This is a genomic window from Natrinema longum, assembly GCF_017352095.1.
GTDB classification, from domain to species: domain Archaea; phylum Halobacteriota; class Halobacteria; order Halobacteriales; family Natrialbaceae; genus Natrinema; species Natrinema longum.
The window spans coordinates 3199820-3224914 of record NZ_CP071463.1 but is presented as its reverse complement, the minus strand read 5'-3'; the positions used below and the strand labels follow the sequence as shown (position 1 = coordinate 3224914).

31 protein-coding genes are annotated in these 25095 nt (G+C 64.9%); 14 read left to right on the top strand and 17 right to left on the bottom strand.

Translation table 11 applies throughout. The features are described 5' to 3' along the window. The first annotated feature begins 3 nt into the window (after positions 1-3). Positions 4-843: a BtpA/SgcQ family protein gene (locus J0X27_RS15930; RefSeq protein ID WP_207270122.1), complete on the top strand. Its 840-nt coding sequence runs from the start codon at positions 4-6 to the stop codon at positions 841-843. A gap of 14 nt (positions 844-857) precedes the next feature. Here J0X27_RS15930 and J0X27_RS15925 read toward each other — a convergent pair whose 3' ends face one another. The 4 genes from J0X27_RS15925 to J0X27_RS15910 all read right to left on the bottom strand — a co-directional run bounded on the left by J0X27_RS15925 (position 858) and on the right by J0X27_RS15910 (position 4331). Continuing rightward, positions 858-2096 (bottom strand): tripartite tricarboxylate transporter permease, encoded by a 1239-nt coding sequence (locus J0X27_RS15925; RefSeq protein WP_207270121.1) that lies wholly within the window; start codon positions 2094-2096, stop codon positions 858-860. 191 nt (positions 2097-2287) lie between these two features. After that, positions 2288-2638: a 50S ribosomal protein P1 gene (gene rpl12p / locus J0X27_RS15920; protein ID WP_097379715.1), complete on the bottom strand. Its 351-nt coding sequence runs from the start codon at positions 2636-2638 to the stop codon at positions 2288-2290. A 15-nt stretch (positions 2639-2653) separates the two neighbouring features. Beyond that, positions 2654-3697: a 50S ribosomal protein L10 gene (locus tag J0X27_RS15915; protein WP_097379716.1), complete on the bottom strand. Its 1044-nt coding sequence runs from the start codon at positions 3695-3697 to the stop codon at positions 2654-2656. Position 3698: 1 nt separating this feature from the next. Beyond that, on the bottom strand, positions 3699-4331 hold the full coding sequence (locus J0X27_RS15910) for a 50S ribosomal protein L1 (RefSeq protein WP_097379717.1): 633 nt from the start codon (positions 4329-4331) through the stop codon (positions 3699-3701). A gap of 345 nt (positions 4332-4676) precedes the next feature. Between J0X27_RS15910 and J0X27_RS15905 the strand changes: the two genes are divergently transcribed. Continuing rightward, the gene (locus tag J0X27_RS15905; protein WP_207270120.1) at positions 4677-5285 is read left to right on the top strand and encodes a DUF8173 domain-containing protein; all 609 of its coding nucleotides are present in this window, start codon (positions 4677-4679) and stop codon (positions 5283-5285) included. Positions 5286-5416: 131 nt separating this feature from the next. Here J0X27_RS15905 and J0X27_RS15900 read toward each other — a convergent pair whose 3' ends face one another. The 5 genes from J0X27_RS15900 to J0X27_RS15880 all read right to left on the bottom strand — a co-directional run bounded on the left by J0X27_RS15900 (position 5417) and on the right by J0X27_RS15880 (position 8718). Continuing rightward, entirely contained in the window at positions 5417-5905 is a 489-nt protein-coding gene (locus J0X27_RS15900; protein WP_207270119.1) for a 50S ribosomal protein L11, read from the bottom strand. 93 nt (positions 5906-5998) lie between these two features. Continuing rightward, entirely contained in the window at positions 5999-6301 is a 303-nt protein-coding gene (gene cutA / locus J0X27_RS15895; protein ID WP_207270118.1) for a divalent-cation tolerance protein CutA, read from the bottom strand. A 72-nt stretch (positions 6302-6373) separates the two neighbouring features. Then, on the bottom strand, positions 6374-6565 hold the full coding sequence (locus J0X27_RS15890; RefSeq protein ID WP_097379720.1) for an HEWD family protein: 192 nt from the start codon (positions 6563-6565) through the stop codon (positions 6374-6376). Between the two features lie 131 nt (positions 6566-6696). Further along, on the bottom strand, positions 6697-8205 hold the full coding sequence (locus tag J0X27_RS15885; RefSeq protein ID WP_207270117.1) for a phosphoenolpyruvate carboxykinase (ATP): 1509 nt from the start codon (positions 8203-8205) through the stop codon (positions 6697-6699). Positions 8206-8586: 381 nt separating this feature from the next. Beyond that, positions 8587-8718, bottom strand: coding sequence for a rubrerythrin-like domain-containing protein (locus J0X27_RS15880; RefSeq protein WP_207270116.1), 132 nt, complete (start codon positions 8716-8718; stop codon positions 8587-8589). 219 nt (positions 8719-8937) lie between these two features. Between J0X27_RS15880 and J0X27_RS15875 the strand changes: the two genes are divergently transcribed. Continuing rightward, positions 8938-9120 (top strand): DUF7501 family protein, encoded by a 183-nt coding sequence (locus J0X27_RS15875; protein WP_207270115.1) that lies wholly within the window; start codon positions 8938-8940, stop codon positions 9118-9120. A gap of 405 nt (positions 9121-9525) precedes the next feature. Beyond that, the gene (locus tag J0X27_RS15870; protein WP_207270114.1) at positions 9526-9666 is read left to right on the top strand and encodes a rubrerythrin-like domain-containing protein; all 141 of its coding nucleotides are present in this window, start codon (positions 9526-9528) and stop codon (positions 9664-9666) included. Positions 9667-9729: 63 nt separating this feature from the next. Here the strand turns inward: J0X27_RS15870 and J0X27_RS15865 are convergent, their stop codons facing one another. Together J0X27_RS15865 and J0X27_RS15860 are read right to left on the bottom strand one after the other, a co-directional pair. Continuing rightward, positions 9730-10200, bottom strand: a complete 471-nt coding sequence (locus J0X27_RS15865) for a DUF7992 family protein (RefSeq protein ID WP_207270113.1) — start codon at positions 10198-10200, stop codon at positions 9730-9732. A gap of 148 nt (positions 10201-10348) precedes the next feature. Next, on the bottom strand, positions 10349-10816 hold the full coding sequence (locus J0X27_RS15860) for a DUF7992 family protein (protein WP_207270112.1): 468 nt from the start codon (positions 10814-10816) through the stop codon (positions 10349-10351). A 220-nt stretch (positions 10817-11036) separates the two neighbouring features. Between J0X27_RS15860 and J0X27_RS15855 the strand changes: the two genes are divergently transcribed. Together J0X27_RS15855 and J0X27_RS15850 are read left to right on the top strand one after the other, a co-directional pair. Further along, positions 11037-11816: an HAD-IIA family hydrolase gene (locus J0X27_RS15855; RefSeq protein ID WP_207270111.1), complete on the top strand. Its 780-nt coding sequence runs from the start codon at positions 11037-11039 to the stop codon at positions 11814-11816. A gap of 103 nt (positions 11817-11919) precedes the next feature. Then, complete coding sequence (locus J0X27_RS15850) at positions 11920-12147, top strand: hypothetical protein (RefSeq protein ID WP_207270110.1); 228 nt, start codon at positions 11920-11922, stop codon at positions 12145-12147. Positions 12148-12317: 170 nt separating this feature from the next. Here J0X27_RS15850 and J0X27_RS15845 read toward each other — a convergent pair whose 3' ends face one another. Further along, positions 12318-12755 (bottom strand): acyl-CoA thioesterase, encoded by a 438-nt coding sequence (locus J0X27_RS15845; RefSeq protein ID WP_207270109.1) that lies wholly within the window; start codon positions 12753-12755, stop codon positions 12318-12320. A 163-nt stretch (positions 12756-12918) separates the two neighbouring features. Between J0X27_RS15845 and J0X27_RS15840 the strand changes: the two genes are divergently transcribed. From J0X27_RS15840 to purM, 4 genes are all read left to right on the top strand, one after another. After that, a complete protein-coding gene (locus tag J0X27_RS15840; RefSeq protein WP_207270108.1) occupies positions 12919-14676 on the top strand; it encodes a TraB/GumN family protein in 1758 nt (585 codons plus the stop codon). Beyond that, positions 14676-15323 carry a zinc metalloprotease gene (locus tag J0X27_RS15835; RefSeq protein WP_207270107.1) on the top strand — a complete coding sequence of 216 codons (648 nt, stop codon included), beginning with the start codon at positions 14676-14678 and terminating at the stop codon, positions 15321-15323. The genes J0X27_RS15840 and J0X27_RS15835 overlap by 1 nt, the downstream gene beginning before the upstream one ends. 138 nt (positions 15324-15461) lie before the next feature. Continuing rightward, positions 15462-15896 (top strand): SHOCT domain-containing protein, encoded by a 435-nt coding sequence (locus J0X27_RS15830; RefSeq protein WP_207270106.1) that lies wholly within the window; start codon positions 15462-15464, stop codon positions 15894-15896. 178 nt (positions 15897-16074) lie between these two features. Continuing rightward, positions 16075-17070 carry a phosphoribosylformylglycinamidine cyclo-ligase gene (gene purM, locus J0X27_RS15825; protein ID WP_207270105.1) on the top strand — a complete coding sequence of 332 codons (996 nt, stop codon included), beginning with the start codon at positions 16075-16077 and terminating at the stop codon, positions 17068-17070. A gap of 101 nt (positions 17071-17171) precedes the next feature. Here the strand turns inward: purM and J0X27_RS15820 are convergent, their stop codons facing one another. The 3 genes from J0X27_RS15820 to J0X27_RS15810 form a co-directional block, all read right to left on the bottom strand. Then, a complete protein-coding gene (locus J0X27_RS15820) occupies positions 17172-17594 on the bottom strand; it encodes a universal stress protein (protein WP_207270104.1) in 423 nt (140 codons plus the stop codon). A gap of 162 nt (positions 17595-17756) precedes the next feature. Further along, positions 17757-18272: a macro domain-containing protein gene (locus J0X27_RS15815; RefSeq protein ID WP_207270103.1), complete on the bottom strand. Its 516-nt coding sequence runs from the start codon at positions 18270-18272 to the stop codon at positions 17757-17759. A 69-nt stretch (positions 18273-18341) separates the two neighbouring features. Next, complete coding sequence (locus J0X27_RS15810) at positions 18342-18665, bottom strand: hypothetical protein (RefSeq protein ID WP_207270102.1); 324 nt, start codon at positions 18663-18665, stop codon at positions 18342-18344. A 201-nt stretch (positions 18666-18866) separates the two neighbouring features. On the opposite strand from J0X27_RS15810, the gene J0X27_RS15805 reads away from it, so the two are divergent. After that, positions 18867-19034, top strand: coding sequence for a hypothetical protein (locus tag J0X27_RS15805; protein WP_207270101.1), 168 nt, complete (start codon positions 18867-18869; stop codon positions 19032-19034). 257 nt (positions 19035-19291) lie between these two features. On the opposite strand, the gene dpsA is transcribed toward J0X27_RS15805, so the two are convergent. Continuing rightward, a complete protein-coding gene (gene dpsA / locus J0X27_RS15800; RefSeq protein ID WP_207270100.1) occupies positions 19292-19837 on the bottom strand; it encodes a DNA starvation/stationary phase protection protein DpsA in 546 nt (181 codons plus the stop codon). Between the two features lie 205 nt (positions 19838-20042). Here dpsA and J0X27_RS15795 point away from each other — a divergent pair, with 205 nt between their 5' ends. Next, positions 20043-21512 carry an aldehyde dehydrogenase family protein gene (locus J0X27_RS15795; protein WP_207270099.1) on the top strand — a complete coding sequence of 490 codons (1470 nt, stop codon included), beginning with the start codon at positions 20043-20045 and terminating at the stop codon, positions 21510-21512. 53 nt (positions 21513-21565) lie between these two features. On the opposite strand, the gene J0X27_RS15790 is transcribed toward J0X27_RS15795, so the two are convergent. Beyond that, positions 21566-22735 carry a hypothetical protein gene (locus J0X27_RS15790; RefSeq protein WP_207270098.1) on the bottom strand — a complete coding sequence of 390 codons (1170 nt, stop codon included), beginning with the start codon at positions 22733-22735 and terminating at the stop codon, positions 21566-21568. A 123-nt stretch (positions 22736-22858) separates the two neighbouring features. Between J0X27_RS15790 and J0X27_RS15785 the strand changes: the two genes are divergently transcribed. Both J0X27_RS15785 and J0X27_RS15780 read left to right on the top strand, forming a co-directional pair. Next, positions 22859-23815: a carbohydrate kinase family protein gene (locus tag J0X27_RS15785; protein ID WP_207270097.1), complete on the top strand. Its 957-nt coding sequence runs from the start codon at positions 22859-22861 to the stop codon at positions 23813-23815. Between the two features lie 103 nt (positions 23816-23918). Then, the gene (locus J0X27_RS15780) at positions 23919-25064 is read left to right on the top strand and encodes a YhjD/YihY/BrkB family envelope integrity protein (protein WP_207270096.1); all 1146 of its coding nucleotides are present in this window, start codon (positions 23919-23921) and stop codon (positions 25062-25064) included. Positions 25065-25095: the final 31 nt, after the last annotated feature.

Sequence of the window (25095 nt, the reverse complement as noted above, 5' to 3'; positions counted from 1 at the left end):
GATATGACCGCGGACCGAGCCGTTCTCGAACGTTTCGACAGCGATCGTCCCGTCATCGGGATGGTTCACCTCCCGCCCCTCCCCGGCGCACCGGCGTTCGAGGGCGACCGCCAGGCGCTCCGCGCCCGCGCACTCGAGGACGCACGCCGGCTCGAGGCGGGCGGAGTCGACGGGATCGTCCTCGAGAACTTCGGCGATTCACCGTTCTACCCGGACAACGTCCCCGACCACGTCGTCGCGGAGCTGACCGCGATCGCGACGGCCCTGACCGACGCCGTCGATCTCCCGGTCGGGATCAACGTACTTCGCAACGACGCCACGGCGGCGGTGTCGATCGCTGCAGCCACCGGCACCGAATTCGTTCGCGTCAACGTCCACGTTGGGACCGCCGCCACCGATCAGGGGCTCATCGAGGGTCGGGCTCACGAGACGCTCCGGCTTCGCGACCGACTCGAGGCCGACGTCTCGATTCTCGCCGACGTCCACGTCAAACACGCGACGCCGGTCGGCGACGACGATATCGAACGCGCAGCGATCGAAACCGTCGAGCGCGGCAAGACCGACGGCGTCATCGTCTCCGGTCCCGGAACGGGTGCCGACACCGCTCTCGAGGACGTCGAACGGGTCGTCGACGCGCTCGACGAACGGGGCAGCGAGGAGACGCCGGTGTTCGTCGGCAGCGGGGTGACCGCCGAGACGGTCGGCGACTGCCTCGAGGCTGGTGCGGACGGCGTCATCGTCGGCACCGCGCTGAAGCGGGGGTGTGAGACGACCGCTCCCGTTTCGGACGAGCGCGTCGCGGACCTCGTCGGGGCTGCTCGAGAGTGGCGGTCGGACGAGTAGCGGCTCCACCCGACTCAGAGGCCCAGCATGAGCGGCCCGATCAGGACCCCCATCAGGTGGACGCGGCGGCACCGCAAGCGAACCGGAACCAGTCCGATCGCGGCCGCGATGGCGAAGATCCCGATACCCAGCGGGCCGGTAAACAGGAACGAAAGCACGCACAACAACGCGAGAACTGCAGCCGAAAGCTTCCAGTAGGTCAGTCGGCCGATCAACTCGAGGTAGGCATCTCCGGCGACGATCACCAGCACGAAGCCGATCAGGCCGGCGATGACGACCCCCGCGAGCAGTATCGGGAGTTCGAGCGGTGCGGCTGTCCCGTCGAAGGCGACCAGCACGCCGGTTCGGGGCTGGCCGATGGCGACCAGCGCGAAGAGCGCGAATATGGTATTCGCCGTATCGACGCCGCTGGTCGCGACGATGTAACCGCGATCGCTTGCCCCGTTTGGCACGGCGGCCAACACCGCGACGGCGGCGATAGCCGCCGAGATGCCGGGGATGTACCCGACGACGGCACCGGCGAGCGCGCCCGCAACGGCGGTCGTCCCGACGAACCGGCGAGACATCGTTATTTCCTCGCCGTCCTGTCGCGGAATGCCACTGCCCCGAATCGCATCGATCAACACCGGCGCACCGAACAGTCCGGCGAAGAGTGGCGCGAGCGTCCCACCCGCCTCGAGGGGAGCGTCCGCGGAGAGATCTAGCGTCAGTGCGCCGAGACCAGCGGCCAGACAAAACGACAGGAGGCCACCGAACCGGCCCCGCCACGTGTGCTCCGACGCGATCAGCGCGACGACGACCATCGCCAGGACGAGCGAGAGGTGTGCCCGAACCGTCGGGTAGACGGCCATCACAGCCCAGGTCACGGGGACGGCAAGTGGGACCGCCGCGAGCACGGCGAGGATACTCCCGATTGCGGAGAGTCGGATCGCCTCGTACCCCCGCCCCTCGAGAACCATCCGATGTCCGGGGAGGGCAGTAACGGCCATCTCCGCGTCGGGGACGCCAAGCGCCATCGCGGGGACGGCGTTCAGAAACGTGTGGACGACACCGGCTGCCAGCATCGCACAGCCGACGAACAGCGGTGGGCCGGGAACCGACGGCGCGATCCCCGCCAGAAGGAACGCGAAGTTGTTGGCGTGCAGCCCCGGCACGAGTCCGCTACAGCACCCCAGCAGCGAACCGGCGATCACCCACGCGAGGAGCTGTCCCGTCAGGGCCGGCTGGAATCCGATCTCGACTGGGGCGGCCATCGCCGACTCTGGCCGCCCCCTCGTTTATATGGTCTCGGATCGCCGATCCCGGCCGGCGAGCGCGGGAATCCGTGCCCGGCTCTCGTGGGGGCGACCTGCCGTCGACTCCGGGACGACGGCGTCGCCACTCGCCCTCGAGCGTCGATAAAAAGTCGGGATTGCAACTCGTCGGAACCGGATCGACGGGACCGTTATCCGAAGAGTTCGCCGAGACCCTCGCCGTCGGCCTCGTCGTCCTCGTCGTCGTCCTCGTCCGTCGTGTCCGGCACGTCGCTGGTCTCTTCGGCTTCGTCGGCCTCGTCGGCCTCGTCGGCAGCTGCCTCGCCACCTGCGGCACCGCCTGCGGCGGCTCCGCCAGCGGGGACGGCAGCGGCCTCGGAGACTGCCTCGTCGATGTCGACGTCCTCGAGTGCGGCGACGAGCGCCTTGACTCGGGACTCTTCGACGTCGACGCCGGCAGCGTCGAGGACGTTCGTCAGGTTGTCTTCGTTGATCTCTTCGCCCGATTCGTTCAGGATGAGTGCAGCGTATACGTATTCCATTGTTGGATCCTCCAATTAACCGAACATCTCGCCGAGACCGGCCGCGCCGTCGCCGTCGTCTTCGTCGTCATCGTCGTCGGTATCGGCGTCTTCGGTCTCGGTCTGGTCGTCAGTCTGGTCGTCTGCCGATTCGTCTTCGTCGTCGGCCGCCGCCGGTTCGGCGGGGGCCTCGACGTCCTGAAGCTCGTCAGGAAGCGCCTCCTCGTCGTCGATCTGGCCGGCGAGCGCACGCAGCTGTGCGTCGGCCTTGCTGACGAGGTCGGGCATCAGGTCTTCGTCCTCGATCGCGGCCTGCAGGCCGAGGCTCTTCGCCTCGCCCGTGGCCTTGGCGATGAGCGTCGGGGCCGTCGACGCGGTTGGGAAGCTCGCGTTGAGAGCGAGGTTCCGAGCGCGGGCGGCAGCCGTCGACACGTCGCTTTCGTAGGCCTCGACGTCGATGTCGAGGTCCTCGGGGTCGAAGAGCACGCCGTCGGCGATGACGGCTCGGAGGTCGAGACCGACCTCCTTTGGCTCGATGCCGAGTTCGTTGAGGACGTTCGCCAGATCGGCGGAGACTTCCTCGCCGGCCTCGAGGACCGTCGAATCTTCCATGACCTGGATCGAACCCTCTTCGATGCGTGCGTTCGCACCGATTCCCTGGAGCTCACCGACGAACGGCCCCGGATCGACACCGGTGTCCCCTTCGGGGATGACGATGTCGTTCGGAGCGACTTCGCCCTCGTTGATCGGCGCGGGCGTCTTCGACGCCTCGAGTTCCTTGTACAGCGAGAACGGGTTCTCGTCGGTCGCGATGACGCCGACCTGCCCGCCGATGTGCTCGACGAGGTCGCCGAGTCCGGCGTCCTCGAGCGCACGCGTCTGCAAGGTGTTGCGGCTGACGCGTAACACGGCGGTGCCGTGGAGGTCACGACGCATATCCTGGAGCTGCTTCGAGGGAATGCCGGCGATGCCGACGACGCCGACGCTCTCGTACTCGTCGATGATCTGTGCGAGGTCGTCGACTTCCTCTTTCTTCCACTGGGGAAGGTTCTCGGTTTTGCGTTCGGCCTGTGCGCTCATCTTAGGCCACCTCCACGGACGGCCCCATCGTCGTCTTCACGTAGACGGTATCGATGTTCTGGGGGCCTTTCTCGAGGTCGGCGTGGAGTCGACGCAGGATAACGTCGATGTTGTCGCCGATCTCCTCGGCGTCCATGTCCTCGGCACCGACGAGCGTATGAAAGGTTCGTCGGTCGCCGGAGCGAAGCTGGACGGTGTTCTTGAGCCGGTTGACGGTTTCGACGACGTCGTCGTCGGGCGCGAGCGGGTCCGGCATCTTCCCTCGGGGACCGAGAATGGTACCCAGGTGCCGGGCGATGTCTTGCATCATCGCCTCTTCGGCGATGAAGAAGTCCGTCTCGTCGGCCATGTCCTTGGCGTCGTCGTCGTCCAGGTCGGCCACGTCGTCCACCGAAAGGACCTCGTCCGCCGCCTCTTCGGCGCGGACTGCGGTCTCTCCTTCGGCGATGACGACGATACGGGTCTCCTGGCCGGTTCCGGACGGCAGGACGATCGACTCGTCAACGCGGTTCGACGGTTCGTTCAGGTCTAAGTCGCGCAGATTAATCGCGAGGTCTACCGTCTCGGTAAAGTTCCGGTCCGGCGAATCCTCGAGTGCGCGGGCTACTGCTGTTTCAATATCCGAATCTGCCATTGTTCACCTCCGTAGTGCGCAGGACTGCTCCTACGGGTCAGTGAAACAGGCGATGCCTGTCTCCCTTGAACCAAGTGCCATGCCGAACTTAAACCCGTCGAACTGCCAGCACGCTCGTCTCCCGGCGTCCGCTCCGCCTGGCTGACCACGACGCTGTCGGGAACCGATCGTGCCGTGAGTACGCCGTCGATAGGGTCCTCCGACGATCGTCCAGGCGGGCCCGTCGCCGGATGCCGTTGGCAATCGGTCAAAACTATTGAATTGTCTATCTTTCGTGTTAGTCACGGATAGATACTAGTATACTAACCAAAAACTCTATTATCCGTGGTGATGTATCGTGTATCTATGTGGCCATTAGACTTATATACTATGATTGGGTCGTCGGTCGTCGATCCGATCGGAACGCTGGCAGCACCCGGCGGCGAACTCGAGGCCTATCGGTCCCTCGAGCCGTTCGTGCGGATGGGTGTCCAGTTTGCGGGGTCCCTCCTCGTCGCGATGATCGTGCTCGGATTGCTTCAGAACTACGGCACACGGGCAGTGACGAAATCACGCCACAGTCCGATCATCTCGCTTTGTATCGGGCTGCCGGGCCTACTCGTGATCGGCGGCCTGGCCAGTACAGGGTATCTCATCGTCGACACGGGGATCGGGACGTTCTTCGGCATCCCGCTGGTGATCGTCGGCGCGGCGGTGCTTCCGACTGCAACGGCGATCGGTCTCGTCGCGATCGGGCGCACGCTCGTCTCGAAAGTCGCCGACGATCGGCCCTGGACCGGCGTCCTCGTGGGGGCACTGCTCACCGGGATCGCCGGTTGGTCGCTTCCGGCGACGCTGGCTCTCGCTGGACTCGCGGCTGCGCTCGGCGTCGGTGCGAGCATCCGCGTCCTCTTCGGTGCGTCCGGGGCGGCTCGCCCGGACGATCGGACCGTCCCGCCCGCAAACAAGATCTGAGCTGCGTGCTCGGTCGTCTGTGGCACTGGGACGGTTCCGACTCGAGTTCAGGGACGGATGCCGTCGATCACGGATCGAGACACGTGGAAAACAGCGAAACGCTCCGTGCGCTCGTGGTCGAGACCGGCGATCTACGCGTCCGCCTCGCCAGCGAGCACGTCGTCGTACTCGCCGTCGTCGACGCGTTGCTTGAACTCGCGGGCGTCGTTGCCTTCGATGGTAACGCCCATCGAGGCGCAGGTACCCACGACTTCCTTCGCGGCGTTGATCGTGTCGTAGGCGAGCAGATCCGGATGTTTCTGCTCCGCGATCGTCTTGACCTGATCGACGGAGAGGTCCGCGACGAAATCCTTCTGGGGCTCGCCGCTGCCGGTTTCGAAACCGGCCTCGTCTTTGACCAGTGCCGCCGTCGGCGGGACACCGACGTCGATCTCGAAGGAGCCGTCCTCCTCGTAGTCGACGGTGACGGGGACTTCGGTGCCGTCGAACGCTTCGGTTTGATCGTTGATCTCCTGTACGACAGCCTGCACGTCGACGGGGGTCGGTCCGAGCTCGGGACCGAGCGGTGGGCCAGGGTTGGCCTGGCCACCCGGAACGAGCACTTCGATGGTTCCAGCCATACCCGTCACAACCCGTGCGCGAGTTTTAAGGGTTGCTAATTCGGGCAGTCATTGTCTGTGAGGGGTTGACGCACGCTTCCGTCTCCCACGCCGCTACTCGACGACGTCCGCTCTCCACGCGGCGAACGGTTCGAGGACGTCGCTCTCGTCGAATCGCTCGAGACAGGGGACGTCATAGGGATGGGACTCCCGGACGCGTTCGACGAGGTCGTCGTAGGCGTCGTCGGTCGTCTTCGCGAGCAACACCGCCTCCTCGTCGTGGTGAACGTCGCCGTCCCAGCGGTAGGTCGAGGTCGTCGAGAGTCGATTGACGCAGGCGGCGAGTCGCTCCTCGACCAGCGTCGCCGCGAGTTCGTCGGCCGCATCCGGCGGGGCCGTGATGTATACCGTCGGCATGATCGTGGCTACGCTCGAGGCGGGGAAAAGAGCACTGTCGCGGTCCCGGATCGGCCCCTACAGGAAGACCCGTTAGCTATCGCTCGCGCCGACCGGTGTGAACGTGCCGGTGATGTCCCACTCGTGGATGCAGTGTGGATTGCCGACCTGTTTTTCGCCGTCCTCGCGGGCGATCTGCCAGGCCTCGAGCTCTTCGTCCCACTGTTCGCCGCGACCGCACGCTTCGCAGATTCTCGCGGTCGGTTTTCGTACCTGTGCGCTCATTATCGAACCGTGCGAACTCGACACATATAACGGTATCCGTGTGCGGCAACTACTGCCTCTCAATCGGGTACCGTGGGTCGATCCGGACTCGGATCGCCCGCGACCGACGGCGACCACCGAACGCCGAGCGATTAATAGACGGCGTCCGTGAGTTCCTCTCGGAGGTCGTCGAATCGCTCGAGGTAGTCACGACGATCGGCGCGCAGTTCCGCGAGCGCGGCGTCGTAGTCGTCGACGTGGTCGGGCACGTAGTAGTCGTCGATGTCGAGTCCCGGGATCGATCGGGGGATCGTCAGTCCCGTTCGCTCGTCGTCGGTCCACTCGACGGTCCCTCGAGCGACCTCGGTGAGAACCGTGACGGACTCGGCGACGCCGATGTCTTTCGATTCCTCGCCGAGATACCCGGTATTGATGACGTAACAGTCGACCTCGAGGGCGTCGACGAGGTCGTGAAACGCGTTCCCTTCCTCGCCCTCGGAGCCGATGATGAACGGGTTCGTCCCGACGACACGAATCGACTCGCCGGCTCGCGACGGGTCGCCCGCGCTGGTCTCGATCGACTCGCCGAGCATGAACGCGACGGCGGCTTGGGCTGGGTCGAGTTTGGCGATCGGCGGCATCAGTGGGTTTCGAGTGATGAAAAACACCTGATCCAGTCGGTCGAGATCGATCTCCGCCGCCGCGCTCTCGAGGTCGTCGCGTCGGATGATCGCCCGCGAGTTCGAGGTATAGCGGTCCTCGTCGAAGTGGACGGTGCCGTCGTCGTCGACGGCGACGTTCTCGAGGATCGCGGACTCGTCGGTCGCGGCCTCGTAGAGTTCGGGTTGCTCGTCGTCGAGACCGATCGTCTTGATGAACAGCCCCCCGCCCTCGCTGCCGGCGACGGAGCCGTCCGGGAGAAGACCGCAAACGTCGTCCTGTACCATGGTGGCGTCTTCGGGCTCCTCGAGCCAGCAGCCGTGGGACGTCAGCGTGGATTTGCCGGTCGCGGAGAGGCCCATGAACACCTGGCCGACGGTCCGGAGTTCGCCGTCGTCGTCGCGGACCCGAACCCGTTTGCTACCCGCGTGAAGTCCGAGCCCGCCCTGTTGCTTGATGCGATACATGAACAGCCGCAGGAACGACTTCTTGGCCTCGCCGATGTAGTCGCTGCCCAGCACGGCGGTGAACCCGTCGTCGGGGAGGACGCGGATCGCGGTCTCGTCGTGGTCCGGCAGCTGGACGGTGTAGAGATCGGGGTCCTGTCCGTCTGCCGGCTCGAAGAGCGTCGCCCACGCGTAGGCGATTCGGGCGTGTTCGACGGGAACGAAGAGCCGACAGCAGAAACTCGCCTCCGGATGTCGCCCCATCTGCCGGTCGACGCAGAGCAACTCCGTGTCGTCCGTGCTGTCGACTGCGACGTCGATCAACTCGTGATCGTGGTCGTCGAACTCGTCGTCGACGGCGTTTTTCGTCCGGTCGGCGCTCCGCGAGCGAACCTCGCTGACGTAGGAAGCAGACCCGAACTCGGTCGTCGTCTCCTCGGGCGCGGCGAGTTCGCGCAATTCTGCGAGTGACGGATCGTACCGGACGTTCGACGCTGTGGTCGGATCGGGAAGTCGTCGGGCCAGTGGACGGGACTCCGCCCCGGTTTCGGACATATACGTACGCTACTACTACCACCTCGTATAAATATGAAGGATTGGTCGCGTCGTGTGTCAGACCCTATCCAACGACGCGGCGGCGTATGGTAGTTCGTACCGCTGGGATGGCGGTGCGTAGGAGCTTCTTACGCTGCGAAGCGGATGTGTACGTCGCACGATGGCCGCGTCTTCTCGAGTGAGAGGGAGTACTGCTCACGAGAACACGCGAAGCGGCGTTGGGAACTAGTTCGCACTGATTCGACCGCATTCGTTCGACAGTTGGCTGCGGCGAGCAGCGGGAACGACCGACGGCTAGGGCCGATCAGCCGTATGACTGTCAGTGCCGGCGCACCCGCGACCCCCTGTGGGTGCGCCGGGACCCGGTAACAGGGGACCGTCTCAGTCGTGGATCAACTCGACGTTTCGCATTTCGCCCCCACACTGTGGGCAGGTGCTTACGAGCGCGTCGCCGACCGTCTCCCGTCGGCCACACTGGAGACACTCGTACTCACGTTGTTCCTCGAGTGTCATGTTGTGATGTATGCTTCGAACCATGTTAACTCTTTACATAGTGGTTCCCCCGTCTCGAGCCAACCAGTGACCGAAATGCCGTGTGCGCCGTCGCTGGCGGACCGTCCGCCAACCCGGGAATCGCCGCCGTCGAAATTAATGACATTATATGCCATTCCAATCATAATGAATCCTAACGGACGAGACTTATATGATAGTTCCTGATAGATTGCGGTACGAATGGCAACAAATACGACGACCGACTGGACCGACCCGGTCACATGTCCGTTCTGTGGAGACGAACTCGCGTCGCCTGGTGCTGGATTCGTCGATCACATCGACGACAACGCCGCCTGTGAGGACGGCTTCGACCAGTGGCGAGAGAACATCGCCGGTGATCTCGCCGGCGAGTGGTCGGGGTAGGACTGCTGGAGTGTTTTGGCGCTCGAGAGCCAGCGATTCCCGGGAGTGAGTGAGACGGTACCGACCACGAAGTATTCCACGATCAGTCACACGTCCGTGTCTCCGTTCCAGTAGTCCAGTTTTGCTGCAATAGGACCCTCGGTCAGTACCCCGTCTGCCGAACCACGGGAACGGCAGTGTGACGGGCCGGTAGTCGCTCGAGGCGATCCGGGGTCGATCGCAGCCCTCGGTGTGTCTCCGCGCTCTCTTCGAGTACAGACGTTTGCAATCGTCTCAACGCGGAATCGGGCCCTCGTTGTAAACATATGTCCAATAATAAATCGCATATAGTGTCGCTTGATTGTATACATTCGTGTGTTACTGCTTCAACACAACACTTTTTCGTGTTACTCTGTGTCATCGACCATGGTCTACACGGACCCGTACACGCCGGAGCGATCGTACTACGAATGCCGGGACTGTGGCTACCGAGAAGCGACCGATTCCCTGGGGGCCTGCCCGGAATGTGGCGGCCGAACCCAAAACCTCGCGGTTCCACGCGACTGACTCACACGATACGACGGCACGGCTGTCCCGATCGCCCTCGTCTCGAGGTGCCGGAACTCGCGATCAGTCGAAGTCCGGCAGGTCTTCGGGCGGTTCGTACTCGGCTTCCCAGTCGACGTACTCCGCTTTGAGGGTGACCGAGACGATCTGCCCGAACTCAGTGAGTTCGGCGTTGATCGAGGACACCGTCCCCCAGGTATCGAGTTCGGGGTGGTACTCCCGGGCCTGCCAATCCTCGGGGATTCCGGGCGCGTGGTACCCCACGCGGTCGGCGAAATCGTCCCAGAAGAAATCGAACCCCGCGAAGAGATCCAGATCACGAGCGATACCGTACTCGCGCTCCTCGAGGTCCGTCCCTTCGCGCCACTCGTCGAACGCCTCCGTCCAGGCACCCTCCTCGAGGAACCCCTGGAGCTCCTCGCGCCGGTAGTCGATATCCTCGGTACCGTCGGCGCTGATGGTCGCGTCCTCGTACTCGTTTGGATCGACGAACTCCAGTTCCGGGGGCTCGGGGGGCTCGACCTCGAGTGTCATAGCCGGTCGTAGGTCTGGTTCCGGCATAAGAATTCCCACCGCTGGATCGAACAGGGGGGGGGTCGATCACCGACGGAGTGGGCACAGGATCGGTTGAGGACGAGTGGACGCGGAATCGGATGGAGACGAGTCGACGTCCACGCCCCCGCTACTCCCAGGAGTAGCCGAACTCCTCCCCGTCGCGGTGGATGTAGTCGGTTTCCAGCACTTCGCTTACCGTCAGGCCGAGCGTGTCGAGTTCCTCCTCGATGTCTTCGATATCGGCTTCGTCGAGTTCGTCGTGACCGGCTACCGACGCTTCCGTCACCGCCGGCGCACGGTAGCCGACGTCCTCTGCGGACTGATTCCAGTAAAAGTCGAACTCGTCGATCAACCCGAACTCGTCGATCAACCCGAACTCGAGGACGGCCCGGAACTCCGTTTCGGTCAGATAGGTATCCCTGGCCCATTCGTCGAACGCGTCTTCCCAAGCGCCCGCCTCCAGAAAGTCGGCCAGGTCTTCGCGGCGAGCAGTGTCACCCGTCCGCTCGTCGGGTTCGACGACGGCGTCGTAGTCGCCCGGATCCTGTGGGCCGCTGAGGGTCGGCGGCTCGGGTATCTCGACGTCGAGTGCCATATACCCGCTTCGGCTGGCAGCCGTATGGGGTTTTCCCGTCGGTCAGCAAGTCAGCGATCGAACTGGACCGATTCGGCAGGTCTCGAGACCGACGAGCCGTCTCTGGAACGGGAGCGGTGATCGCCACAGTCCGCCGGCGTTCCCCTCGAGTCCAGTTCACGCTCGTCGTCGGCGACCGGCATCCAAACACTCAATCGCCGGCCGTCCCTAGCGACGAACGATGACGGACTACGAGGCGGTGATTCTCGATGTCGACGGGACGATCGTCCGCGGCGAGGAGTTGCTGCCCGGTGCGACCGACGGCTTGCGCGCACTCGAGACGGCGGGCTGTTCCCGGCTGCTCTTTTCGAACAACCCGACGCGGGGGGCCGACCACTACGGGACGAAGCTCGCACCCCACGGAATCGACATCGACCCGGACGCCGTCCTCACGTCCGCAACCGTTTCGGCGGCGTACCTCGCGACGACCCATCCCGGCGAGGCGGTTTACCTCGTCGGCGAGGAGCGACTCGAGACGATCCTCGACGACGCTGCCGTCGAGGTGACGGCGGAGCCGGACGCGGCCGAGGTCGTCCTCGGGTCGTTCGACAGCGATTTCTCGTTTGGCACGCTCTGGGAGTCCCTGCGGGCACTCGAGGACGACGTGGCCTTCTATGGAACCGACCCGGACGTGACGATCCCGGTCGACGGCGGAGAGATTCCGGGATCGGGTGCGATCCTCGCGGCAATGGAGGCCGTCGCCGGCCGCGAGGCGGACGCGATCCTCGGAAAACCGTCCGCGATCGCAGCGACAGCGGCGATGGATCGGCTCGATGCCGACCCCTCGAACACGCTGGTCGTCGGTGATCGTCTCAATACCGACATCGCACTCGGGAGCAACGCTGGCATGGATACGGCACTCGTTCTCACCGGAGTCACCGATCGGACGGATCTCGCAGCGGCCGAGGTCGAACCCGACTACGTCCTCGACTCCCTCGCCGCGGTCGAGACGGTTCTTTGAGCGAGGTCTCACCACCGATTCCGCCACGTCGACTCGACGAGTCGGAGGCGACGCACAACGCTCGAGAGGTATATTTATCCGTACCAGTCACCAAGGACGAGATATGAGAGAACGTATAACTGCCGTGTTGTTGCGTGCCCGGTATGCAGCGATCGGCGCTGCCGTCGGTGCGGCCGTCGGTGGACTGTTCAGCCGTAACGCCGCGAGCACCGGCGGTGCGATCGGTGGCCTCGTCGGCGCGACCGTCGCCGATACGCGCGGGACCGTCGATACCCTCCTCGAGGACATCAGAGAGCGCGACCCCCGATCGGACGAACTCGACGCCGAGTAAGCGTCAGCGCCATCCCGCGCCCGCGGTCACCGCACGAACGGTCGTGGTCCGTCCCCGATCGGGTGGGCCGGACTGGTCCGATCGGACCGTCGATTCGATTTTTCGATCCGGACGCGCTCGGGGAGCGACGTTCCTGGTCGCGATCACTCGCCCTCCTCAGACGGACCGTCTCAGAGTTCGTCCTCGAGTGCGGTCTGTCGGAGGCGCTCACCGTCCTCGGTGCTGACCGTTAGTTCCGGAACCGTCGTCGGCGTATTGTCCTCGTCGATCGCGACGTAGACGAAGTGTGATTCGGTGGTCCGTTCGCGCTCGCGGGTCCGGAGGTCCTCGCGCTCGGTGAGCAAGCGGACCTTTACGCTCGAGGTGCCGGCATCGTAGACGTAAGCGGTAATATAGGCCGTATCGCCGACTGGAATGGGGCGTTCGAAGTTCATCTGATCGACCCGTGCGGTGACACACATCTCACCGGAAAACCGCATCGCGCTCATCGCGCCGACTTCGTCCATCCACTTCATGACGTTGCCGCCGTGAGCGACGTCGAGCGTGTTGGCGTGGTTTGGCTGTACCATCTCCCGGTTCTCGACGACCGTTTCCATGAGGTCAGTCATTAGGCGAGGTTTTTCCACGTCGGTACTCAGTCTTGTGATCACGTCCCATCGGACTCGAGTCCCCCGACTGACAGCGTCGGGAGATCGAGGGGGCGAACGTATCGGGATCGGTCCCCTTCGCGGTCCGATACTGGTAAAAGTCGCCGCCCAGTTGGGGCCAGTAATGAGCGATGCAGGCGAGGCCGACGTGCCGGAGCCCCCAGCGCCACCAGACCGGGAGCGAGGCTCCGTCGAGGTCCTCGGGACGGCACACGTCTCGCAAGCGAGTGTCGACGAGGTTCGGGAAACGATCGACCGGGAGGACCCCGACGTCGTCGCCGTCGAACTCGACGAAGGGCGGTATCGCCAGATGCAAGGCGGGACGCCCGACGACATCGAAGCCGGCGACCTCCTTTCGGGCAACACCGTCTTCCAGTTCCTGGCCTACTGGATGCTGTCGTACGTCCAGTCGCGGCTGGGCGACCAGTTCGACATCGAGCCCGGTGCCGACATGCGGGCCGGCATCGAGGCCGCCGAAGCCAACGGGAGCGGCGTCGCCCTGGTCGATCGGGACATTCAGGTCACGATCCAGCGGTTCTGGAGCCGACTCTCCGTAACCGAGAAGTTGAAAATGGTCGGCGGGCTCGCGCTCGGGATCACCGATCCTCGAACGATCGGGCTCACCTTCGGTGCCGTCGGCGGTGCGGTTCTCGGGTTCGTTTTCGCGGCGTTTCTCGCTCCACTGCTCGGACTCGGCGATCTCCTTCTGGTCGGCATCACCGATACCACGACGCTACAGTACGTCGGCGGCGGCGCGATCGGCGCGTTCGTCGGGGCGTTCGTGGGCCTCCTCTTTTTGCCACCGGTCGACGCCGCCGGCGGCTCCCTTTCGGGACTCTCGATGCGAGTGGCCGGGGGACTGGTCCTCGGCGTTGCGGGCTGTCTCGCACTGGTCGCGACCGGGACGTTCGTCGGCCCGTTCTCGGCCTCGACGGTCGAAGGGACCGGTATCTACGCCGTTCGTGGGACGGCCGGGATGCTCGCCGGACTCGGCGTCGGCGTCACGATCGGTGCCGTCCTCGGACTCGTCCTCGACGCGGTCGGCGCGGACGTCGAGGATATCGACGAGGTCGACATCGAGGAGATGACCGACGGCGACGTCGTCGCCGCCATGATGGAGGAGTTCCGCCGGTTCAGTCCCCGTGGCGCGAACGCCCTGATCGACGAACGCGACGCCTACATCGCACACAACCTCCACGACCTCCGCGAACAGGGGTACGACGTCCTCGCCGTCGTCGGTGCCGGCCACAAAGCCGGCATCGAACGTCACCTCCGGAACCCCGAGGACATTCCCTCGCTCGAGTCGCTGTCGGGAACCGCCTCGAGTCGCCGGTTCTCGCCGCTGAAGATCGTTGGCTACCTCGTCATGCTCGGCTTCTTCGCCTTCTTCTTCCTCCTGCTTATGGCGGGCGTCGAGAACGTGTTCCTGCTGAAGGTGTTCGCGGCGTGGTTCCTGTTCAACGGAATATTCGCGTTCACGCTGGCGCGGCTGGCCGGCGCGCGCTGGACCAGTGCGGGCGTCGGCGGCGCGGTCGCCTGGCTGACGAGCATCAACCCGTTGCTCGCACCCGGCTGGTTCGCCGGCTACGTCGAACTCAAGCACCGCCCGGTCAACGTCCGGGACATCCAGACGCTCAACGAAATCGTCGACGATACGGAGCGGCCGATCGGCGAGGCGATCGAGGCGATGTTCAACGTGCCGCTGTTCCGGCTGATCATGATCGTCGCGCTGACGAACATCGGCAGCATCATCGCGACGGGGCTCTTTCCGTTCGTGGTGCTCCCGTGGCTGGCACCCGAAATCGGCGGCGTCGACGCCCTGATGGGACTGTTGATCGAAGGTGCGCGAGACAGTCTCGAGCTACTACGAGGGTTCCTATAATGGGCTATCCCACGAAGCGCCGTCCCGATCGCGAACTGACCTTCAGCAACACGGAGCTACGGGACCTCGCGGTGGCGTGGACCGTACTGAGTGTCGCGTTCGCGTTGCTACTCGCGCCGGTGCATCTGGGCGAGGCGAGTCTCGGCTACTTCGTGACGCGAGTCGGCCTGAGTTTCGTGACCGTCGGCGTCGGCTTCCTCCTCCACGAACTCGCACACAAAGTCGTCGCGGTCGAGTTCGGCCAGGTTGCGGAGTTCAGGGCGGACTACCAGATGCTCTTCCTGGCGATTATGGGCGGGCTCGTCGGCTTTCTCTTCGCCGCGCCCGGCGCGGTCTACCACCGGGGACGGACCACCCAACGGGAGAACGGACTGATCGCACTGGCGGGCCCAGTGACGAACCTCCTGCTCGCCGTGCTCTTTGCGCCGTTGCTGATGTTCGCTGCAACGCCCGGCTTCCTTCCCGGAATGCTCGCAACGATCGGCCAGATGGGGATCTGGATCAACCTCTTCCTGGCCGCGTTCAACATGATCCCCTTCGGCCCGCTCGACGGCAAGTCCGTCCTCGAGTGGCACAAGGGGGTCTTCGCGATCGTCTTCGTCCCGAGCGTTCTGCTCGCGGCGTTCGTCGTTTTCGGGCTGTTCTGAGAACGTCGCGCTGGTCGCCGTTTTTCAGCCCCGAGCGACAGTGGGTCCGAAGCCGACGGGACGACGCGGCCCCGCCGTGGCCGGGCTAGCGATCGTCTCCACCAGAGGTATTTTGTGTGATTCGGTCGACGGATCCATATGGCGATCGACGTCGAGGAGTTCGTGGCCGACGATCTCTGGCTCCTGATCGGACTCGTGACGTTCGTCCTCATCAGCCTCACTGGTCTGGTCGGCGCTGAAGAACTCACCAGCGCGATTGCGATCGTGGGATGGTTCCTACTGGTCCCGATATTCCTGTTCTGGGGGGAGGAAATCGCTGCACTGCTGGTTGCGGGACGGAACGAGACGACGCCGGCCGAACACGCCACCGGAGACGACGCGGTTGCCGAACTCAAACGCCGCTACGCCGAGGGGGAGATCGACGACGCGGAGTTCGAACACCGACTCGAGCGACTCGTCGGTGTCGAGGACTCGTTCGCGGACGTGTTTTCCGACGACCCGAAGAGTGACGACGAACCGAACGCGGGGGGAGTCGACGGCGAATCCGAGCGGGAACCGGCATTCGAACGGTAGCGTGTCGGTTCGGCCGGATCCGTAACCGCGTCGGTACGAGTCGTTCGCACCGCCGTTCTGGGTTTCGAAGCCGTCACCTCGAGATCGCATCGGATCGTCGACAGTCGGCATTCGCGGCCCACAGGGAACTCTCTGGAGGACCGGTGACCTTTTGCTCGCGCCACGCAGTCGTTCGCACATGACCGGACCAGCGGACGACGAGAGCCAGACGGACCGACTCACCTACGCCGACACTGGCGTCGACATCGATGCCAGCGAGGACGCGACGGCGGCGCTCCTCGAGGCCTTCGGCAGCGATCTGCGAACCGAATACGCAGGTCTGCTCGACATCGGCGACAGGTATCTCGCGCTGGCGACCGACGGCGTCGGGACCAAACTGCTCGTCGCCGAAGCGATCGAGGACTTCTCGACGATCGGGATCGACTGTATCGCGATGAACGTCAACGACCTCGTCGCGGCCGGCGTCGAACCGGTCGCGTTCGTCGACTACCTCGCGATCGACGAGCCCGACGAGGCGCTGACCAATCAGATCGGCGAGGGCCTCGCGGTGGGGCTCGAGGAGGCCGATCTGACGATGCTGGGCGGCGAGACGGCGGTCATGCCCGAGGTCGTGAAGGGGTTCGATCTGGCGGGGACCTGTGTGGGTCTCGCCGGGAAAGACGACATCCTCGAGGGGGAGGCCCAGGTTGGCGACGTCCTCGTGGGCTTCCCCTCGAACGGGATTCACTCGAACGGGCTGACGCTCGCCCGCGAAGCGGTGACCCGCGAGCACGACTACACGGAGCCGTTCCCACTGGACCCGGAACGGACGATCGGCGAGGAACTGCTGGAGCCGACCCGGATCTACACGGCCCTGCTCGAGCCGATGCGCGACCACGAGGTCCGTGCGGCGGCCCACATTACGGGCGGCGGCTGGACGAACCTGCTGCGGATGGGCGAACACGAGTACGTCATCGACGACCCGCTGCCGGCCCAACCGATCTTCGAGTTCGTTCAGGAGGAGGGGAACGTGACCGACGCGGAGATGCACCGCACGTTCAACATGGGCACCGGCTTCGTCGTCGCGGTTCCAGAGGACCAGGCTGACGAACTGGTCGCCGAGACTGATGGGCAGAGTATCGGGCACGTCGAGGAAGGGGATTCGGTCGAGATTCGCGGGCTTTCGCTGTCCTGAAATCCGGAGCGGACCGTTCGAAAAACGGGGCGGAGTCTCCCGGCGGACGGACGCGGCTCGGACGACACGAAATCGGGGGGCCGACGGGGTGAACTGGACGGTCAGACGGCCTGAACGGGAATGTCAGTGTGTCTCATCACCCGGTCGGCGACGCTCCCGAGTGCCGTTCGTCGGTCGTCAGTCGCCCCTCGTCGTCCCATCACGATCAGGTCGGTGTCCCGCTGTTCCGCGAGGGACGTGATCTCCTCCCAGGGGAGTCCCCGGTGACACGCGCAGTCGACGTCGAGGCCCCGATCGCTGGCCCGGTCCGCGATCTCCTCGAGCATTTCGATGGCTTCGTCCTCTATTTTCGCGTGTTCGACCGCGGTACTGCCCAGCGCCGGCGTCCGTCCGTGTCTGCGTTCGTCGACGACGTAGAGAAGCACGACCTCCGCGTCGTAGTTGGCGGCGAGACTCAACCCCTGCTCGACCCCGCGATCCGCCTGTTCGCTTCCGTCGGTCGGGATGAGGATCGTGTCGTACATCAGTTATCACCCGTGTGATGGTTCGACGGCGGTGGTGGTAAAACTAGCAACCGTTCTCAGTGCGTAGAAACCATCCCCCGACGGTCGTCGCTCACTGCGTGGCAACCCGCCCGAGCGGTACTCCACGGACGCTCGGCCTCCTCGACCGGTCGATCGTGTCCGTCACCGATCCACGTCGCTACCCTCGGCCGTCACCGCACGAATCGTCTCGTACTCTTCGTCGCTGTAGGCGATGAACCGCACGTCCTCGAGCGTGTCGGGCTCGTAGCGGTCGAGTTCCTCGACGATGAGTTCGGCACCCTCGGCAGTCTCGAAGCCGGCCACACCACAGCCCAGCGCCGGAACGACGAGCGAGCGACAGCCGAGGTCGTCGGCTTTCTCCAGGGCGTTTCGCGTGGCCTCGCGAATACTTTCCGCCGTCGCCTGGCCGTTCCCGTAGTGGGGCATGGCGGCGGCGTGAATCACGTACTCGGCGTTCAGGTCGTAGGCGTCGGTGACGGCGACCTCGCCGAGGTCGACGGGTCCCGTCTCCGTGGCTTCCTCGTTGATCGCCTCGCCTGCACCCCGACGGAGCGCCCCGGCGACGCCCGACCCCATCTCGAGGCTCGTCCCGGCGGCGTTGACGAGCGCGTCGGCGGACTGTGCAGCGATGTCTCCCTGAACGACGTCGTACTCCATACGGACGGATACCCGATCGAACCCAATGAAACTGATCGTGGTCATCGAACGGTCCCGCGCGGGCGACGCTCAGTCGGTTCGAATCCAGCCGTTCCGAACCGGTTGGGGCGTGAGGTCGGCGGTTGCGACCCCGAAAAACTTCTCCCGGCCGACGGGCGTCCGGAGCCGGAGGACACAGGTCGTGTCGGTCACCTCGAACGCAGTTACTGCTCGAGTGGACTGCCGATGGGCGAACCGAAAGCGGCGGTCCGCGTCCGCTTCGACTGTAACGTGGTTACCGAGCGCCCAACTCAGTGACTCCACGCGTTCGATATCGATGTCGAAGAGGTCCGCGATCAGGGTTCGGCCGCGCCGACCGGTTGTCCCCTGTGATCGACTCTCGTGTGAACTCATGTGATGACTGTTTCACTGAATCCCGAAAAATGATGCTATATTCGTCTAGTCTTCTCTCCCAGGATCGTGTCGACCCCGGGATCGCCGTCGGGGACGCGAGAGGACGCCGGTCGAACCGAGATGATCCCGGCGAACGTGTCAGTCTCGAAATCTTAGGCTGACCAAAACCTTTTTAGATTTAGGCTCACCTAACTCAACCTGATGGACGTACCCGCCCGCAGGCAGGATCCCGACACCGACGCCGAACGCGAGGAGCCGGCGGCGGTCGTGACGAGTCACGAAACCCGCCCCGGCAAGATCGTCTTTACCGAACGAGACAACACCGACGGCTGGATCGCAACGGATCTCGCCGTCGACCTCGAGCCCTGACGTATCGCGAGGGCACCGGATCGGTTACGTGGCCAGTATCGACCCTGAACTACCTCTCTTGACTCCTCGATAAAAAGCGGTCTTCGCCGTCGGTGCCGTTTTTCTGTCGTCGACGCGATTTCGGGGGCTGTTCTCCTCGGACTCGATGCCCACGGTATCGAGGCGGGTAGCGTCTGGTGGCGGTCCAGGCCTGCACTGCAGAGTCGGCGGGGATCAGACCGCCGGATTCGACCCTGCAGTCGACGGGTGGAACGGGACTAGTGGGTCGCTTCCTCGAGCACCAGCGTCTCGTCCTCGAGGTAGTGCTCGAAGTGGTGCCCGTCCTCCTCGAGCGTCACGAGGATCTCCCGCAGGATCTGGGCGGTGGCGTGGTCGCCGAGGTTCTCGGCGAGTTCGATGCTGTCGCGCATCGATTCGATGATGTCGCCGTAGATTTCGAGGTCGTTTTCGAACATCGTCCGGACGTCGTAGACGTCTTCGCCCTCGAACTCGACGGTGGCACGATCTTCCTGGTTCGATGGCCCCGAGACGGGGACGCCACCGAGCGCCTGGGCGCGTTCGGCGATCACGTCCGCTCCGTCCTCGACGTGCGTGTAGGCTTCCTCGAGGAACTCGTGGAGCGGCAGGAACTCGGCACCCTCGACCACCCAGTGGTGTTTCTTCAACTGGTGGTAGAGCACGTACGAGTTGGCCAGCTCCGTGTTCAGCGCGTCGACGATCTGTTCGGCCTTCTCTTGCTCGAGGCGAAGCTCGTTCCCCTCGACGGTATCAGCCGATTGACGGACGGTTTTCTGAGTGCTCATCGTACGACGGACGTACGCTCGCTTAGCACTTAAAGATTTCCCAGTAATAAATATATCTTCCAGAATGGGAAAGACTTCTTTCGTATTCAAGCGGTTTATTTGTGTATCGGGTGTCTATTCGTGTTACCAAACGACACCGTCACTCTGTTCTTCGTTTTTTCGAGGCTGAGTAAACATTTTCAGTGCGCGGTTCCAAGAAGGGAATATGGCAACCAGAGTCGCACAGCGTCGAGAGCGGATTTACGTCGACGGCGAATGGCTCGAGACCGAGACCGTACTATCAGTGTCCGATCTCGCAGAGGGCGGGACCTTCGCACAGGTCGCCGCTGCAGGGCCAGAGGAGGCTCGAACTGCGCTTGGCGCGGCCCACGAAATAAAACCGGACCTCCGGGAGACGACGGTCGTCGAACGCGCGACGTGGTGTGAGACGATCGCCGAGGGACTGCGCGAGCGCGAGGAGGAACTCGCCGAGGTCATCGTTCGCGAGGCCGGCAAACCGATCTCGTCGGCCCGCGGAGAAGTCGAGCAGGCCGCCGAGCGTTTCGACCGCGCAGCCGAGGAAGCGCGCAACATCGTCAGCAAGGGCGAGTACCGCGAGGGGTCGACCGAGGGTCACGAGGGGTGGCAGGCGATCGTCAAGCACGAACCGATCGGTGCCGTCCTCTGTATCACGCCGTACAACTACCCGCTCGCGACGACGGCACTGCAGGTCGCGCCCGCGCTTGCGGCCGGCAACAGCGTACTGCTCAAGCCCGCCAGCAAGACGCCCATCTCGGCTGCGATCCTCGCCGACGTCATCGCCGACGTCGACGGGATTCCCGACGGCGCGTTCAACTTCGTCCCCGGCGAAGCCAGCGAGATCGGCGACGTCCTCGCGGGCGACGACCGCGTCAACGCGATCGCGATGACCGGCTCCTCGGGCGCGGGTAAACACGTCGCCCGCGAGAGCGGGATGGTCAACCTGCACATGGAACTCGGCGGCAACGCCCCGGCGATCGTCTTCGACGACGCCGACCTCACCGACGTCGCGGGCAACTGCGCCAAGGGATCGTTCAAGTACGCCGGCCAGCGCTGTTCGGCGATTTCGCGCGTCCTCGCCCACGAGTCGGTCCACGACGACCTCGTCGACCTGATCGACGGACAGATGGACGCCTGGCAGGCCGGCGATCTCTTCGAGGAAGACACCGCCTTCGGCCCGCTCATCAGCGAGGATCAGGCCGACTGGGTCGAAACGCTCGTCGAGGACGCCGTCGAGAAGGGCGCGGAGATCGTCCGCGGCGGGGAGCGACGTGCCCCCGAGGGCGTCCCCGACGAACTCGCCGACCAGTTCTTCGAACCGACGCTACTCGCGAACGTCCCCCAGGACGCCCGCATCGTCGACGAAGAGCAGTTCGGCCCCATCGCTGCCATCACCACGTTCGAAGACGAGGCCGAGGCCCTCGAAATCGCGAACGGCTCCGACCTCGCGCTCGACGCGGCCGTCTTCACGAACGACTACAAGCGTGCGATGCGGATGGCCGAGCGCATCGATGCCGGCGCGGTCCGGATCAACGGCGCGCCGAGTCACGGCCTGGGCGACGTTCCCTTCGGCGGCAACAAAGACTCCGGTATCGGTCGCGAGGGACTCGACGCCTCGATCCACGAGATGATGCGCAAGAAGAGTATCGTCCTCTAAGTCGACGGTCACCGTCGGCCCCGGAGCGAATTCACTCGAGTCCCCGCCCGCACTCAGAACGAATACGAGTGCGCGGCGACGACTGCCTTCGTCTCGCCCCTGACGCCGACGACGGTGATCTCTCCCGACGCCCCCGCTTCGTACTCGAACGTCGTCGTTTCCCCGACCTCGGTCATTTCGTCGCTGTTCCCGCTCTCGTCGCGTATCTCGAGCCGATCCGTCCTGCTCCTCGAGACGTAGGTCACGGTAACCGTCCGGTTTGACGCGTCGGATTCGATCGTCACGCCCGCCTGCGGTGGGGCCGGCTGGGTCCCGCGTTCGGCGAACCGATTCCGATACTCGTAGTCTTCGGTCGGAACGGTTCTCGTCGCCACGCCGACGGTACCGTCGAGTTCTATCGCCTCGTCGTCGAACGCCGCCGGGATCTGCGTCTCGAATTCGGACGCAGTATCGGCGTCGTCGTACACGGCACCTATCGAGTGCGTTGTCGTTTCGGAGCCAAGCGACCACGCGTTCGCGATCCCAACCCAGCTCGCGTCGGTCTCGTCACGCCGGTCGTGTTCTCCCCGGACGAACGTGGCTTGGGCGACCTGTTCGGCCGTCGTGGCGAACGTCACGTCCGCGTCGACCCGGCGGTCGGTTCCCTCGACGCCCGCCGCGAGGATCGCGTCGATGTCCGCACCGTCGGCGTCGCTCACGACGACCGTCTCCTCGGAGACGGCAACCGAGGTGCCATCGCGCTCGAAGACCGCGAACTCGCCCGCTGCCGACTCGAGGTCAGCGTCGACCGGATCGGAATCGAACGAGCCGGAGACGACCACGTTTCCGACGGCGTCCGCGGACCCGAACCGAAGGACGGAGTCGATCGCCGACTCGCCGTCCGCCAACCGTTCGACGATCTCGGCGTGCTCTCCCCGGGGGAGCGACGGGATAGACTCGACCACGTCCGACTGGAGGTGTTCCTCGTACGCACGGACTGTCGTGAGGTCCCGATACCGAAACCCGAGTTCGGCACTCCCCGACGCGGGAACCCATCGCTCGAGTGGCGGACGATCGCTCGCACTGGTATCGTCCGGTTCGTCCGCCCCGTCGGGTTCGGTGGTATCGTTGGGCTCGTCCGTATCCGTCTCGGCGGACTGGTCGAGACACCCCGCGCCGAGCGCGGTAAAACCCGTCCCGGCCCCTGCGATCGCGAGTAGTCTGCGGCGTGAAATGTGTTCCATACGAATATTACTGAGTCGTAACCGAGGCCATTTATGAATTCTCGTCTCGGCGACTCGCGCCGAACGCGAGTGTCAGACCACGTCGACGACAGAACTACCGCCGTCGACGAGAGAGTCTCGCGTATGTCCCAGGACGTGCTCGTCGCGGGTGAAACGCTGATCGACTGCATTCCCGAGCGACCCGGCCCCCTCGCGGACGTCGCGGGGTTCGAACGCCGGCCCGGCGGCGCGCCGGCGAACGTCGCAGTCGCGCTCGCGCGACTCACAGTGCCGCCGCTGTTCTGGACCCGTGTCGGCGCGGACCCGTTCGGCCGGTACCTCGAGGGGGTGCTCGCCGAGTACGGCCTTCCCGACCGATTCGTCGAACGCGACGGTGCTGCAAAGACCACGCTCGCGTTCGTCACCCACGACGAGGGTGGCGAACGCGAGTTTACCTTCTACCGGGACGGAACGGCCGACACCCGCCTCGAGCCCGGCCGAATCCCCGATAGGACGCTGTCGGACTGCGAGTGGGTCCACGCCGGCGGCGTCACCCTCTCGAGTGGCTCGTCCCGCGAGGCGACGATGGACCTGCTCGAGCGCGCGGCAGCGGCGGGCTGTTCGGTCTCGTTCGATCCGAACCTGCGACCCGAACTCTGGCCCGACGCGGAAACGTTCGCGAGCGTCGTCCGCGATGGGCTTGCCCACGTCGACGTCTGCTTTGCGACGGCCGCGGAACTCGAGGCCCTCGGGTTCAGCGGCGGGACGCCGACGGAACTCGCGAGCGCGGCGGTCGACCGGGGAACGGTCGATACCGTCTTCCTGACGCGGGGTGAGGAGGGTGCCGTCGCCGTCGCTGGCGACGACGCGCCCTGGCCCGGAGAGCGCGTCGAACACGCTGGCTACGAGGTCGAGACCGTGGATACGACGGGTGCCGGTGACGCCTTCGTCGCCGGAGCGATCGCCGCGCTCCGGGAGGGGCAGTCCCTCGCGGAGACGGTCGCGTTCGCGAACGCGGTCGCGGCGACGGCGACGACCGACTCCGGGGCGATGTCGGCGCTGCCGACTCGCGACGCGGTGGCTCCGTTGCTCGAGGGGTGAGGGGTCGAACCGACCCCGACCGAATCGAGCGAGCGAATCGCCGAGGGACCGCTACGGAGGTGCAAGCCGGGGCGCTATCCGGTCCCCTCGCGAACGAACCCGTATGGGGTTTCCGGTTCGTGGAACGATTCCCTTCGCGAAGTCCGTCGCCACGGGGATCCAGGAGAAGAACGTGACGTTCATGGCCGCCAGTATCGCCTACCAGGCGTTCATTTCGTTGATTCCGCTCCTCGTGTTGGTCTTCTTTCTCGTCTCGTTCGTCGGCGACGAGGGACTCGCCACGCAGGTCTCGTCGGCGACCGAAGGGTTCCTCCCCGAGAGCGGACGGGTCGTGCTCGAGGACGGGATCGAGGGGACGACCGGGAGCGCGGGAACGTCGATCATCGGCCTGCTCGTCCTCCTGTGGGGGTCGTTGAAGATCTTTCGTGGACTCGACACCGCGTTCTCGGAGATCTACGCGTCGACCGAGGACAACTCGCTGGTCGACCAGTTGCGCGACGGGATCGTCGTCTTCGGGGCCATCGGGGTCGCGCTCGTGGCAGCGGGAGCGACCAGCATCGTCTTCGCGTTCTTCCCCGACAGTCTCTTCATCGGCCTGGTGAACCCGCTGTTGCTCGTGGTCGGCCTGACACTCGCCTTCCTCCCGATGTACTACTTCTTCCCCGACGTCGACGTCTCCGTCCGCGAGGTCGTTCCCGGGGTCGTCGTCGCCGCCGTCGGCTGGGCGCTCCTCCAGTCGCTGTTTCAGGTCTACGTCGCCGTCTCGAGCAGTTCCGAGTCGGCGGGACCGATCGGCGCGATCCTCCTCCTGTTGACCTGGCTGTACTTCGGCGGGCTCGTGTTGCTCGTCGGTGCCGTCGTCAACGCCACCCACTCGGGGCACATCGACGTCGCCCGCGAGGAGACGGCGTCGGGATCGATCGCGGGAATCCCCGAGGGCTCGGATCGGAGTCCCGTCGTCGAGACCGGCCAGCGCGAACGCGAGCGTCTCGAGCGTCGACTCACGGCACTCCGGCGGGAGCGCGACCAGTTACAACACGATCGTCGAGCCCAGCGAACCCGCCGGTACCGGCTCGAGGACCGCGTCGACGAACTCGAGGCGCGGATCGACGGGCTCGAGGCGGAGAACGAACGGCTCCGCAACGAACTCGCGGCTCGGCAGGGGTCGTCGTGGCGACGGCGGCTACGCGGCGTGTTGAGGCGGGTGCGGACGCTGAACGTCGGTGTCGTCGAGAATCGCAACGAGTAGGACAGGGCAACTCGGTGACGGCGTGTCACGA